The sequence below is a fragment of the Pantoea sp. Ap-870 genome, assembly GCF_011752515.1.
Classification (GTDB): domain Bacteria; phylum Pseudomonadota; class Gammaproteobacteria; order Enterobacterales; family Enterobacteriaceae; genus Pantoea; species Pantoea dispersa.
The window spans coordinates 800,533-814,083 of sequence record NZ_VWXG01000001.1 but is presented as its reverse complement, the minus strand read 5'-3'; the positions used below and the strand labels follow the sequence as shown (position 1 = coordinate 814,083).

Here is a 13,551-nt window from a genome sequence, read left to right as displayed (position 1 = left end):
TACAGTTAATTAGCTGACATCTTATCGCTACGGTTATTTCCTCTTCGTCCTGAATTTTAAGCTTAGCGGTAAACGCCGGGAGCTTCGGTAACAGTTTAATTCGGCTGAGCAGCGGTGCAGAAATTACTCCTATAATTCGGATGCACGCCGCTGGCAATGCATATGAGCAGCGGCAGAGACGGCGTTTATTAATTTCACTCTGACAAGGGATACAGAATATGGATGAAGAACTGGTTAATTTAGCGACCGAAGTGGGTAATAAATTACTGGCCGCCGGCCTGAGCGTCACCACCGCCGAATCCTGCACCTCTGGCTGGGTCGGTTCCGCGCTGGCGGCCGCCAGCGACAGTAGCCGCTTTTACAGCAGCGGCTTTATTACTTACACCAATCAGGCGAAGCAGCGCGTGCTGGGCGTCAGCGCAGAGACGCTGGCGCGTGATACCGCCGTCAGTGAAGCCGCGGTACGGGAGATGGCCTGCGGCGCGAAAAAGCTCTCCGGGGATACGCTGGCTATTGCCGTCAGTGGCTATGCCGGCCCGGACGGCGGTGAGGACGGCACGCCAGCCGGCACCGTGTGGTTTGCATGGTGTCTGGCAGATGGCAGCGTGCACACCAGCCGACAATGGTTTTCAGGTGAAGGTGAAGAAGTGGTGCGCAAAGCAACCCTTTTTAGTCTGGCGGAATTGAACCGTCTGCTCGACGCTATTTAGCGCCGCTTCGCCGTTCAATGATTAAACGTCAATAAAATAAGCCGGGCGGATAAAATTCCCACCGGAGGAAAATGTATTGAGCATAAATAATCATCAGGCAGGTTAAAAGCGAGACCGTAATATTGACCGGCTCGCTAAAAATAGCGTGGTTATTTTACGCCACAATCTTCAGCCTTCTCATTCATATAGCGTTAGCGAGGCGTGAAAAATATAGCCGTCGCGCTTGTCAGTGAGGCAGCCTGCATTAGTATTAAGTGTGCAAAACATGCATGGCGGCAGATGCGTCATGTTATTTATTACTCATCACGAGGTAATAGTATGACAGAGCATAGAGGCGGTTCAGGTAATTTCGCAGAAGACAAAGAGAAAGCATCTGAAGCGGGTAAAAAAGGCGGACAAAACAGCGGCGGTAATTTCAAAAACGACCGTGAGAAAGCGTCCGAAGCCGGCAAAAAAGGCGGACAGAATAGCCATCGCGATTCCTGATGCGCTGTAACGCAGAGTAAGGAATGTCTCGGAGCAGGGAATGCTCCGTCATCAACAGGATGACAGGGATTTATTGCTTCGTTTCATTCCCTCTCTTAATCGCGTTATCACTTAATGGCTTCAGCCTCCCGTTAATCACCGATTCGGAGAATATTCCATGAAAGTTAAATCGCTACTCGATCTTTTTATTCACGATCTTTCGGACGTTTACAGCGCGGAGAAACAGATCACCCGTGCGTTACCCAAACTGGTCCGGGCAGCCTCCGATGAAAGTTTAAAAAACGCTTTTCAGCAACATCTGGAAGAGACCCAGGGACAAATTGAGCGCCTCGATCAGGTCGTAGAGAGCCACGATGAGCTGCGCATCATGCGTATGAAGTGCCATGCACTGGAAGGCCTGGTAGAAGAAGCGCAGGAGCTGATTGAATCCACCGAAGCCGGCCCGGTGCGCGATGCTGGCCTGATCGGCGCGGCGCAGAAGGTTGAGCACTATGAAATCGCCACTTACGGCACGCTGGTGGCCATGGCGAAAAAGCTGGAGCTCAACCAGGCCGCAGAGTTGCTGGCTGCCACGCTGGCAGAAGAAAAATCCACCGATGAAAAACTCACGGATATCGCGGAAAAACAGTAACGCGACTGCCGTACAACGGAGGTAGATATGACGACCACATCCGCACTCTCGCATTATCACGACTGGCTGCGCGACGCTCACGCCATGGAAAAACAGGCCGAAACCATGCTCGAGCAGATGGCAAAACGCCTGGAAAACTACCCGCAGCTGCGGGCCCGCATTGAGCAGCATATCGAAGAAACCCGTCAGCAGCAGTCTCTGCTGGAATCCATTCTCGACCGCCACGGTATTTCCCACTCCAGCGTAAAAGACGTGATGGGGAAAATGGCCGCCATGGGCCAGGCGTTTGGCGGTACCTTCGCGGAAGACGAAGTGGTGAAAGGCGCTATCAGCGGCTACGTGTTCGAGAATGCCGAGATTGGCAGCTACACCAGCCTGATCAGCGCCGCCACGCGTGCCGGTGATCAGGAGAGCGTGGCCATTCTCAAACAGATCTGTGAGCAGGAGATCGCGATGGCGGACTGGATGTTAACGCACATGCCTGAACTGACCGATCAGTTCCTGCTGCGCAGCGAAGACCCGGACGCGAAAGCGAAACGCTGATTTTCTCTTTTCGTAAGAGACTTTTTGAGGTGAGCTATGTTTCGACACGTTAAGAAATTGCAGTATACGGTGCGCGTTAGTGCACCGAACCCGGGCCTGGCCAATCTGCTGCTAGAGCAGTTTGGCGGTCCACAGGGCGAACTGGCTGCGGCCATGCGCTATTTTACCCAGGGCCTGGGCGATGAGGATTTAGGACGCCGCGACCTGCTGATGGATATCGCTACCGAGGAGCTCAGCCATCTTGAGATTATCGGCTCGCTGGTTGGCATGCTCAATAAAGGCGCCAAAGGCAAGCTGGCCGAAGGCACTGAAGAGGAAGGCGAACTGTATCGCTCAATCACGGGTGCCGGTAACGATAGCCATCTGACTTCGATTCTTTATGGCGGTGGCCCGCCGCTGACCAACTCCGGCGGTGTGCCGTGGACCGCGGCTTACGTGGATACCATCGGGGAAGTAACGGCGGATCTGCGTTCTAATATCGCCGCCGAAGCGCGCGCCAAAATCATCTATGAACGCCTGATCAACGTCACTGACGATGTCGGTGTGAAGGATGCGTTAGGCTTCCTGATGACGCGTGAAGCCGCGCACCAGCTTTCATTTGAGAAAGCACTGTACTCCATTCGCGACAACTTCCCACCGGGCAAGCTGCCGCCAATTGAGCAGTATGCGCACAACTACTACAACATGTCAGAAGGTGAGGACGTGCGTGGTAGCTGGAACTCCGATGATAACTTCGATTATGTGGCCGATCCGCAACCGGCGGTGGATGGCGGCGATGGTCTGCCTTCTGTGACGCTGTCGCCGGATGAGCAGCGCGACATTGACGCGCTGGCCGCACGCACCGCGTCCGATCCGCTGATCGATCCGATCACCGGGGCGGAAGCGGGCAGCAAGAAGTCGCCCTGACGTTCAGTCAGACCAGGCAGTGACACGTTTTTTTCTCGCGCAGTAACTGGCCCCTGGCCCACGGCGTTTCCCTGACGGGAACGCCGTTTTTTCGTCCTGCTGCCATAAATTCTTCCGAACAGCTTTCCGCCGGGATGCGTTTATACCTGTGTCCGGCCTGCTAAAAACTCAGGCATGTAAAGCAAAAAAGCTCCCGGGACAGGAGCTTTGATTCTGCTAACGATGCGATTGCATATTGTTAACTGGCGATTCGTGCCTTCGCTGATGGCTTCTCCGGACCAATAACGTCCGCGTCTTTTTCTGCAAAACCTACTCTGGCAAGCTTCGCACCATCAATGGAAGACCAGAAAGCGACTGAACGTTTGGCAGCAGTCATCGCCCTGGATGTATCAATTTTTTTACTTTGCTTAATCATGATGCCTCCTGAAGTTCCTGCTGTGACCATAATTTACCCTACCCTTGTTTATTTATCAAACAGGATGCTGAACCCCTGCATTGATTCACTTTTCCTCAAAAAAACCGCCTCACTTTCTCGCGTATTTTATCTTGTATTTCTTCTACCGATGAGGACATTTTATCAGGAGCATCAAATACGAAAGCAAACCCATACGATCGGTATCGGGTCTGAGCCTCGGGAACAGGGTCGCAGATATGCACGTCATCCAAACCCACCATTGCGCAAAAAGTCGTGGCATATACCAGCGCTATAATAAAGACTTTACCTGATAATGATGTCTCTTTATCAGCAATAAAATTTTCCAGCATACAAATAGCAAACTCGTCACGCAGCATGTCATATTTACAAATAATAACAGCATGCAGTGCTTCGGGGTCTGCATAGTCAACGACCTTGAGGCTTATATCTAATATCCCTTTGTCATTTGCTGTCCCCTGATAGCGCTTCATTCCCCACGCCCAGTTGAGCTTACTCCCCGTAATGCCTGCGGCAAGGGATTGCTTATCCGCTTCGCTCAATACGCCAGTGGTGATATTTTCCCAGTTAAAGCTTTTAATAATACGTTGCGTTAAGTTGAGACAGTAATCGTGAACTTCCTGTATTGATAAATCGCTCACACCTATAACCTTGCAACCGAATAACTATAGAATTATTTTAAGATAACCACATCCCGATTTAGATGATCAGAATCAAATGAGATCTTGAAATTAAATTCAGCGAGAGGTAAGTGAAAACCTTATTTATTTATATTACTTATACTGCCAAAAACGTTGAGCAAAATAGCGTTACTTTACTTTTTAATCTCACGGTTAAGCGGGTTTATGGTTTAATACTGATTATCCTTCAGACTATTAATTTATTCACAGGAATGCATGCGACCAGGCAGGCTTGCTGGCGTTTCGACGCATTAGACTGGGATACGGAAATATCATAAAAATTTTGTCTCTCAGAGACCGGTCAGTTAGCAACTTGCTCCAGCTCTCACATTCGGCAATGCACAATCCTGCCGCTTGATCTTTACCACACTTCCGGCACATACTGTTTTTATATACAGTATTTTTAGGGTGCCGATGATGTATGCATTGGTCGACGTAAACTCTTTCTACGCCAGCTGCGAAACCGTGTTTCGCCCGGATCTGCGCGGCAGGCCGATCGTGGTGCTGTCAAACAATGATGGCTGCATTATCTCGCTGAGCCGCGAAGCGAAGGCGCTCGGCATCAAAATGGGTGCGCCGTGGTTTAAACATCGCGACGAGCTAATGCGTCATCAGGTGGTGGTGTTTTCATCTAACTATGCGCTGTACGGCAACATGTCGGCGCGCGTGATGGAGACGCTCGACCGGCTGGCGCCGCGCGTGGATGTCTACTCGATTGACGAGGCCTTTCTTGATGTCAGCGGAATTGAAGGCTACACCTCGCTGACGCGCTTTGGACAGCAGGTACGTGACTGCCTGTGGAAAGAGACGCACCTGAAAGTGGGCGTCGGCATCGCGCCAACGAAAACCCTCGCCAAGCTGGCTAACTGGGCGGCCAAACGCTGGACCAAAGCCGAAAACGTCATGGACCTCTCTGATCCGGCGCGCCAGCGCGGCCTGATGCAGCGGGTGGGCGTAGAGGAAGTGTGGGGCGTCGGCCGCCGTTTATCGAACAAGCTGAACCTGATGGGCATTCAAACCGCTCTGCAGCTGGCGGAGACGCCCACTGCGCTGATCCGCAAGCATTTCGGCGTGGTGCTGGAGCGCACCGTGCGCGAGCTGCGCGGCGAACCCTGCCTGGCGTTTGAAGAGGTGATTCCGCACCGGCAAAATATCCTCTGCTCGCGCTCGTTTGGCGATCGCATTACCGATTATCAGGATATGCGCGAAGCCATCGCCAGCTATGCGGCACGCGCAGCGGAGAAACTGCGCAGCGAGCGTCAGTATTGCCGCTACATCGGCACCTTTATCCGCACCAGCCCGCACGATCCGCATCAACCCTACTATGCCAACGCCGCCAGCCAGACGCTGATTACCCCTACCGCCGACAGCCGCGACATCATTCAGGCCACGCTCAACTGCCTGGATCGCATCTGGATCCCCGGCAAGCGCTACCTGAAAGGCGGCGTAATGCTGGGCGACTTTTTCAGCGACGGGGTGGCGCAGCTTGATCTGTTTGCTGACTATCAGCCGCGCCGTAACAGCGATCAGCTGATGGCGCTGATGGATAAGATCAACGCTCACCAGCGCGGTGCCTTGTGGTTTGCCGGTCAGGGCATCCAGAAACCCTGGGCGATGAAACGCGACATGCTGTCTCCGGCTTACACCACGCGTATTAGTGACGTGCCGCGCGTGAAGGCCAAATGATGCTGCATGCGATCAGCCCAGGCCGTTTACGCGTGATGAGCGAGCAGCGTCGGGCTAAGCCGCGCCAGGTTGCGCCAGAAATGTTAACAGAAAGCGGCTTGAATTCAGCGTGCTGAACCCCCACTCTAACGCTTTCGCCCTGACAGGAGTAAAACAATGGCAACCGAATATGCGATTATCGCGGGTGGCTGTTTCTGGTGCACCGAAGCAGTATTTAAAGATGTGATTGGCGTCGAGTCAGTCGAAAGTGGTTACACCGGCGGTGAACGTCCTAATCCCACCTACGAGCAGGTGTGCAGCGGCGCGACCGGCCACGCCGAAGCGATTCGCGTAGGCTTCGATCCGGAGAAAGTGAGCTACGGCGATCTGCTGGACATCAGCTTTGCCACCCACGATCCCACTCAGCTGAACCGTCAGGGTAATGATGTCGGCACCCAGTACCGTTCGGCGATTTTCCCGGCTAACGCGGAACAGGAAGCCGAAGCGATTGCGGCAATTGCCCGCGCGCAGGAAGATCACAGCGTGCCGGTGGTGACCACCATCGAGCCGCTGAAAGCCTGGTACCCGGCAGAAGATTATCATCAGGATTACTGGGACGGTGCCGGCCAGCGCAACGGTTACTGCCTGGCGGTGATCCCGCCGAAGCTGCAGAAACTGCGTAAAAGCTTCGCTAACCGGGTGAAACAGGGTTAACCCGCCCGCTCTCCCCCACGGAAGGTCGTCATCGCTGACGGCCTTCCTGCATTTAGCGCGACCCGCTGCGGATTATCCGTCATAATAGCCCCCCGTTTTCCGCAGAGCACGATCATGACCTCTCCACAGCAAGCCACGCCGGCGCGCAGGCGACCGATGAAGCTCAACACCCTGGTGACGCTAATGCTCAGCGCGGTGATTGTGCTGGTGCTGCTGAGCGTACACATGTTTTATTTCTTCCAGATTGGGGCCGCGACGCGCAGCCAGCTGGAGGATAAAGCCATGGCGGTAGCGCGCACGCTGGCGAAATCACCCGAAATTCAGCAGGCGCTGCGCCTGCCGCCCGACCGGGCCGCTATCCAGCCCATCGCCAAAGCGGTGGAAGAGAGCAACCATCTGCTGTTTATCAGCATCACCAACATGGATGGCATCCGCTACTCACACCGTAATCCGGAGCTGGTGGGCAAACACTTTATCGGCCCGGACATCGAACCGGCGCTGCGCGGCAACGAGAATGTCTCCGTGAATCAGGGCTCGCTGGCCAAATCGCTGCGCGTGTTTACCCCGGTTTATGACGCCCAGCAGCGGCAGATTGGCGTGGTGGCCATTGGCATCTCGCTGGAAGCGGTCACCGACCAGATCAACCAGAGTCGCTGGAGCATTCTGTGGACCATTCTGATCGGTACTTTTGCCGGCGCGGTTGGCACCTTCATTCTGGTGCGCGTGCTGAAGCGCATCCTGTTCGGCCTCGAGCCTTACGAAATTTCCACCCTGTTTGAGCAGCGCCAGGCGATCCTTAACTCCGTCAAGGAAGGCGTGGTGGCGATGGACGATCAGGGCGAGGTGACGCTGGTCAATCAGGCGGCGCGCCAGCTGCTGAGCGATAAAATGGGCAGCAGCGTAGTGAGTACCGCGCGCATTTATGATGCCTCAGTGATTGATCAGCATCTGCAGGAAGTGCTCAACGGCGGTCGCGCACGGCGCGATGAGGAGCTCAACGTCAATGGCCGACTGCTGCTGAGCAACACCGTGCCGGTGCGCAGTCAGGGACGCATTATCGGCGCGGTCTGCACCTTCAGGGACAAGACCGAAATCAGCCAGCTGATGCAGCGTCTGACCGGCATGGTAAACTATGTTGATGCCCTGCGTGAGCGCTCGCACGAGTTCATGAATAAGCTGCACGTGATCCTCGGCCTGCTGCACATGAAAAATTATGCGCAGGTAGAAGCCTATATTCTGAAAACCGCCAATAACTATCAGACGGAAATCGGCTTCCTGCTGGAGAAGATCAAATCACCGGTGATTGCCGGTTTTCTGCTCAGCAAAATTAACCGCGCCTCTGATTGCGGCCATCGCCTGACCATCAGCGATGCCAGTTACCTGCCGGACAGCGGCAACGAGCAGCAAATGGCGGCGCTGATCACCGTGGTCGGCAATCTGGTGGAGAATGCGCTGGATGCGATGAGCGAGCAGACCGAGGGCGAAATCCACGTCATGCTGCACTACCAGAACGGCTGGCTGACCTGTGAAGTGAGCGATGACGGACCGGGTATTGCGCCGCAGCATCTGGCAACCGTGTTTGACAAGGGCTTCTCTACCAAAGGCGAGGATCGCGGGGTCGGCCTGTTCCTGCTGAAACAGCAGACGGAGCACCTCGGCGGCAGCGTCAGCGTGGAGTCCGAGCCCGGCGTGTTCACCCAATTTTTAGTCCAACTTCCGTGGGATGGAGGAACCAAACCGCATGATTAACGTGTTAGTGGTCGACGATGACGCCATGGTGGCCGAGCTGAACCGCAGCTTTATCGGCCAGGTACCGGGCTTTCACTGCGTGGGTACCGCCGCGACGCTGCAGCAGGCGCGCGAGTTCCTGTTTAATAGCGAAACGCCGATCGACCTGGTGCTGCTGGATATCTATATGCAGCAGGAGAACGGGCTCGATCTGCTGCCGGAGCTGCGCCAGGCGCAGAGTTCAGTAGAAGTGATCATCATTTCGTCAGCGGCCGACGCGGAGAACATCAAAACCTCGCTGCACTACGGCGTAGTCGACTACCTGATCAAACCGTTCCAGTTCCCGCGTTTTGAAGAGGCGCTGACCGGCTGGCGGCAGAAAAAATCGCTGATGGACAATCAGCACTACTATCAGCAGTCGGACCTCGATCTGCTGATGCACGGCAGCCCGGCCACCCAGCACGACAACAAACGGCTGCCGAAAGGCTTAACGCCGCAGACGCTGCGCACGCTGTGTCAGTGGATTGACGCCCACCCCGGCCATGAGTTTTCCACCGACGAGCTGGCGGCAGAGGTGAACATTTCGCGCGTTTCGTGTCGCAAATACCTGATCTGGCTGGCGCAGATTAATATCCTGTTCACCAGCATTCACTACGGTGCCACCGGCCGCCCGGTGTATCGCTATCGCCTGCAGCCGGAGTACCATTCGCTGCTGCAGCAGTACTGTCAGTGACGCAGCTGCCAGCTGAAATCCAGCTGGCTGAAGCGGAAATGGCGCGCCGGCGAGCAGATAATCTGCCGATCGCGGGTGACAAACACCGCGTCGATGTCAGGCTGGCCGGCGAGATACGCCAGCCCCTGCTCTACGCCCATGCCGTACAGCAGCGTGGTATAGATATCGCCATCCAGCGAGCGATCGGCAATCACCGTCACGCTCAATAACTCATTGTCCAGCGGATAGCCGGTGCGCGGATCAAAGATGTGATGCCAGCAGCGGCCGTCGCGTTCAAAGTAGCGCTCATAAATCCCGGACGTCACCACCGATTTGCCCTGCACCTGCAGCGTACCCAGCAGTTCATCGTCCCGGCCAAACGGTTTTTTGAGCCCGATACCCCAGCCCTGCGGCTGATGCGGCGGGCTGCCCAGCGTCTGCACATTGCCACCGAGATTAATCAGCGCCTGCGCAACACCCTGCTGACGCAGAAATGCCTGCACCACATCGGCGATGTAGCCTTTCGCAATGGCGCCCAGATCGATCTCCATGCCCGGCAGCGGCAGAAACACCGAGTGCTGTTCGGCATCCAGTACCACCTGATGCGGATCGGTCAGGCGCAGCAGCGTCTCAATCTCCGCTGCGGGCGGCACTTCACGCCCCTGAAAACCAATCTTCCAGCGTTTCACCACCGGACCGATGGTGAAGTTAAACGCGCTGTCCGGCAGGATGCTCACCGCGTGCGCCACGCTAATCAGCGCAAAAACCGGCGCGCTCACCACCACCGGATGGCGTCCGGCTGCCTGATTAATGGCCATCACTTCAGATTCGGCGCGGTTGACGGTAAACAGGTTTTCCTGCTGTTTGATCAGGCGAAAGACCTGGCTGGCCAGCGTGGGATTGTCTTCGAACAGTTTAAGCAGAATGGGCGAACCCATGAGGACGGCAGAATAGGAATGGACGCCAGCGTCGCTTGTCATTGTGGCCCCGCAAAAGAACGATGCCCGCAGGGCGCGGGCATCGTGATAGCTTAGTTACCTAACGCCAGTTTAGCGGCATTACGGCCCGCTTTGATACCAAAGATAATGATATCGGCGACGGCGTTACCGCCGATGCGGTTCGCACCGTGGATACCGCCGACCACTTCACCCGCCGCCCAGGCACCAGGAATCACCTGTTTCTGCGCGTCAAGCACCGCGGTCTCGGTGTTGATGGTCACGCCGCCCATGGTGTGGTGCACGCCCGGAGCGATACGAATCGCGAAGAACGGCCCCTGATTGAGCGGATGACGCAGCGCGGTGGCACGGCCAAAGTCTTCGTCTTTCTGGTTAATCACAAACTCATTGTAACGGCCCAGCGTGCTTTGCAGCGTTTCCTGATCCATGTTGAGTTTCACCGCCAGCTCGTGTGGCGTTGGCGCGCTAATCACAAAGCCTTTGGCGATGTATTCATCCGCCGCTTTGTTGTTGGCACGTACCTGCTCATCGAACACGATCCACGCGCTTTTTTCCGGCAGCGCGATAATCTCGGCAGAAACTTTGTCACGGGTTTCCATTTCATTGTAGAAACGCTTACCGGCCTGGCTGACCAGAATCGCCCCGCCGCCGCGCATCGCTTCGGAAATCAGGTACGAGGTGGTCTGCTCAACGGTTGGGTGAATCTGGATTTCACCCATGTCGACGGTCTCGGCGCCAATTTTCTGCAGCATGGCAATACCGCTGCCGGTGGCGCCTTTGTGGTTGGTGGTAACGAAACCATCCAGCTCCGGACGGTATTTCACCACCATCTCGCGGTTGGCGCTAAAACCACCGGTGGCCACAATCACGCTTTTCGCATTCAGGATGCGGCTGTCGTTGTACTCATCAACCACTTTCACGCCGGTCACCGCACCGTTTTCAAACAGGATCTCGGCCACCGAGGTTTCCAGCAGCACTTCGATGTTGCGCTGGTTGACGTTTTTCACCAGGCCGCTAATCAGGAAGCCGCCCACCGCCGAGCGATCTTCCGGACGGTGCGTACGGTCAATGCTCATGCCGCCGGTGATGGTGATATCACTCAGCTCAATGTCTTTCGCCGCCAGCCACTCAATGGCTTCGGGCGCACGCTCAACGAACTCACGCAGCAGCACCGGGTTGTTTTTGAATTTGCCGCCTTTCAGCGTTTCCTCGTAGAACAGCTCTTTGCTGTCTTCGATGCCTTTCAGTTTCTGATAACGGGTTTCCGCGGCATTCATCCCCACCGACGCTTTGATGGTGTTACCACCAATGGTAGGCATCTTCTCAATGATCACCACGCGCGCGCCGTCATCGTGCGCCTGAATTGCCGCCGCCAGACCGGCCCCGCCGGTACCAACCACCACCACATCGTAATTGACCGGCGCATTCGGGTTACCGCCCTCTTCAATCACATACTCTTTGCTGGAAGTGGTGAGCGCGCGCGATACCGCTTTCTTCAGCGCCTCACTCTGCGTGGTAGCGCCGGTAATGGCATCGACGTGCGGACTGTTCGCCACCAGAATACGTTCACGCAGGCTTTCAAAGGTGCTGGTGAAATCGACGTCGAGGTTAGGATCCGGCACCAGCGAGATGTCGGTGATACGGTCGGTGTCGAGCGTCACGTTGATTTTCAGCTTCAGCGCTTCGGCTTCCACTTTCGCCTGGTAAACGCCGGCTTTGTACTTACGATGGCCATCGCTGACGTCACGGATCATCGCATCCACCAGCGAGAAGCGCCACAGCGGTTCCGGAATGGTCAGCGCTTCGCGTTTGGTGCTGTCGATGTACAGATCCATGTGCTCGTTTTTGATGATGCGATCGGCCCAGTCCGGATAGGCAATACAGGCTTTACCAATTGCCACCAGATCGAAGCCCGAGGCCAGCGCCAGTTCGGCATCCTCTTTGTTCACCACGCCGCCAACGCCAATCACCGGCACTTTCGCCAGCGTTGCCGAGCGCTGTTCAATGTATTTGCTGATTAAAGGCGTCGGATCCTGAGTGTCGACAATCGACGGACGCAGCAGCTGGCCGACGGAGAAGTGCACGTAATCCAGCCCGCGCGCCGCCAGTTTTTCCAGCAGGTACAGCGTGTCGTCCCAGCGGATACCGGGCACTTCCAGCTCTTCCGGCGAGAAGCGATAGCCGATGATGAAATCCGCTGCGGCGAAGCGCTCCGCCATTTTGTGGGTGATTTCCAGCACTTCCAGCGGGAAGCGCGCGCGGTTGTCGCGGCTGCCGCCCCATTTGTCGTCACGCTGGTTAGAGTTAGGCGAGTAGAACTGCTGAATCAGGTAGGTGTTAGCGCCGTGGATCTCCACGCCGTCGAAGCCGGCTTTGATGGCGCGGTTCACCGCATCACCAAACTTAGTGATCATCACCTCCACTTCTTCCGCCGTCAGCGCCTGCGGGGTGCTGGCACCTTCACGCGGCGCGGCGATAGCGCTGGGCGCGACCGGGGTTTTCCCGCCGATCAGCGCCGGCTCAACCATGCGGCCGCCGTGGTAAATCTGCAGAATGGCTTTGGAACCCTGGGACTTGATGGCGTGCGCAATTCTGGCCAGGCCGGGAATTTTGTTGTCGCTGTCGATGCCGATAGCGCCCGGGAACGCCGGACCGCGGTTATCGATAAAGGCGCACTCGACGATCACGGTGCCGATGCTGCCGGCACGCACGCGATAATACTCAACGAGATCGCTGGTCACGCCGCCGTCGTAATAGCCGGTACAGGTGGTCATCGGGGCCATCACCAGGCGGTTTTTCAGCACCGCCCCTTTCGGTAAGGTCAGCGGATTAAGAATCGGGGTGAGCGTATTCATGATGAGCAACTCCAGAATTAAGAAATCGTGTATTCAATTCTTTGGCAGTTCGGAGGTCTTTATAATTAATTTAAGTGGTCCGACTTCATGGTATAAATATACCATTTTATTTAGTTACATAACCCAGAATGTTAGTTATATAAGTTTTACGCGTGAAAATACTTTTTATTGCTCATTGCTGAAATCCGCGCTCCGCTAAGTTTTAACCAATACTTGACAAAAATCAACTTTTTCCTTACATTTAAAACAAATGACGTAATATCAAAGAGATAAAAAGCGACTTTCGCCCAATTATGGCGGTATTTTTGCCGTTCCGTTCACTTTTAACACATATTTTACACCTGTTGGTTCATTTATTACGGCGCAAAACGTTAAAACAAAAAACCCGCTAATAATTTTATTGATCCAGATCAAAATAGATATTTTAATTAATCGCATCATAGCGTCATTCAATTGATAATTCGCGAAGCAAAATTGCAATAACGAAGATTCATGTAAAAGACACTTTAAAACGTCCCGGTTGATCTGCTAC

13 protein-coding genes are annotated in these 13,551 nt (G+C 55.1%); 9 read left to right on the top strand and 4 right to left on the bottom strand.

Annotated elements, in window-relative coordinates:
• The first annotated feature begins 218 nt into the window (after positions 1 to 218).
• From F3J41_RS03980 to F3J41_RS03960, 5 genes are all read left to right on the top strand, one after another.
• The gene (locus F3J41_RS03980; protein WP_058769659.1) at positions 219 to 710 is read left to right on the top strand and encodes a nicotinamide-nucleotide amidohydrolase family protein; all 492 of its coding nucleotides are present in this window, start codon (positions 219 to 221) and stop codon (positions 708 to 710) included.
• Positions 711 to 1,028: 318 nt separating this feature from the next.
• A complete protein-coding gene (locus F3J41_RS03975) occupies positions 1,029 to 1,196 on the top strand; it encodes a general stress protein (protein ID WP_021506330.1) in 168 nt (55 codons plus the stop codon).
• 157 nt (positions 1,197 to 1,353) lie between these two features.
• Positions 1,354 to 1,827, top strand: a complete 474-nt coding sequence (locus F3J41_RS03970; RefSeq protein WP_021506331.1) for a ferritin-like domain-containing protein — start codon at positions 1,354 to 1,356, stop codon at positions 1,825 to 1,827.
• A gap of 27 nt (positions 1,828 to 1,854) precedes the next feature.
• Positions 1,855 to 2,370, top strand: a complete 516-nt coding sequence (locus F3J41_RS03965; RefSeq protein ID WP_021506332.1) for a ferritin-like domain-containing protein — start codon at positions 1,855 to 1,857, stop codon at positions 2,368 to 2,370.
• Between the two features lie 36 nt (positions 2,371 to 2,406).
• Positions 2,407 to 3,276, top strand: coding sequence for a manganese catalase family protein (locus tag F3J41_RS03960; protein ID WP_166709982.1), 870 nt, complete (start codon positions 2,407 to 2,409; stop codon positions 3,274 to 3,276).
• 238 nt (positions 3,277 to 3,514) lie between these two features.
• Here F3J41_RS03960 and F3J41_RS03955 read toward each other — a convergent pair whose 3' ends face one another.
• Positions 3,515 to 3,691 carry a hypothetical protein gene (locus tag F3J41_RS03955; RefSeq protein WP_021506334.1) on the bottom strand — a complete coding sequence of 59 codons (177 nt, stop codon included), beginning with the start codon at positions 3,689 to 3,691 and terminating at the stop codon, positions 3,515 to 3,517.
• Between the two features lie 95 nt (positions 3,692 to 3,786).
• Positions 3,787 to 4,350: a hypothetical protein gene (locus F3J41_RS03950; RefSeq protein WP_059010359.1), complete on the bottom strand. Its 564-nt coding sequence runs from the start codon at positions 4,348 to 4,350 to the stop codon at positions 3,787 to 3,789.
• Between the two features lie 456 nt (positions 4,351 to 4,806).
• Between F3J41_RS03950 and umuC the strand changes: the two genes are divergently transcribed.
• The 4 genes from umuC (at position 4,807) to dcuR (ending at position 9,229) form a co-directional block, all read left to right on the top strand.
• A complete protein-coding gene (gene umuC / locus F3J41_RS03945) occupies positions 4,807 to 6,075 on the top strand; it encodes a translesion error-prone DNA polymerase V subunit UmuC (protein WP_021506336.1) in 1,269 nt (422 codons plus the stop codon).
• Positions 6,076 to 6,231: 156 nt separating this feature from the next.
• A complete protein-coding gene (gene msrA / locus F3J41_RS03940) occupies positions 6,232 to 6,768 on the top strand; it encodes a peptide-methionine (S)-S-oxide reductase MsrA (protein WP_021506337.1) in 537 nt (178 codons plus the stop codon).
• 114 nt (positions 6,769 to 6,882) lie between these two features.
• A complete protein-coding gene (locus F3J41_RS03935) occupies positions 6,883 to 8,517 on the top strand; it encodes a sensor histidine kinase (protein WP_132462880.1) in 1,635 nt (544 codons plus the stop codon).
• On the top strand, positions 8,510 to 9,229 hold the full coding sequence (dcuR, locus tag F3J41_RS03930) for a two-component system response regulator DcuR (protein ID WP_021506339.1): 720 nt from the start codon (positions 8,510 to 8,512) through the stop codon (positions 9,227 to 9,229). The genes F3J41_RS03935 and dcuR overlap by 8 nt, the downstream gene beginning before the upstream one ends.
• On the opposite strand, the gene F3J41_RS03925 is transcribed toward dcuR, so the two are convergent.
• Both F3J41_RS03925 and F3J41_RS03920 read right to left on the bottom strand, forming a co-directional pair.
• Positions 9,223 to 10,188, bottom strand: coding sequence for an FAD:protein FMN transferase (locus F3J41_RS03925; RefSeq protein ID WP_152391094.1), 966 nt, complete (start codon positions 10,186 to 10,188; stop codon positions 9,223 to 9,225). The two genes, dcuR and F3J41_RS03925, sit on opposite strands and share 7 nt — an antisense overlap.
• Before the next feature lie 50 nt (positions 10,189 to 10,238).
• Positions 10,239 to 13,019 (bottom strand): flavocytochrome c, encoded by a 2,781-nt coding sequence (locus F3J41_RS03920; RefSeq protein WP_021506341.1) that lies wholly within the window; start codon positions 13,017 to 13,019, stop codon positions 10,239 to 10,241.
• Positions 13,020 to 13,551: the final 532 nt, after the last annotated feature.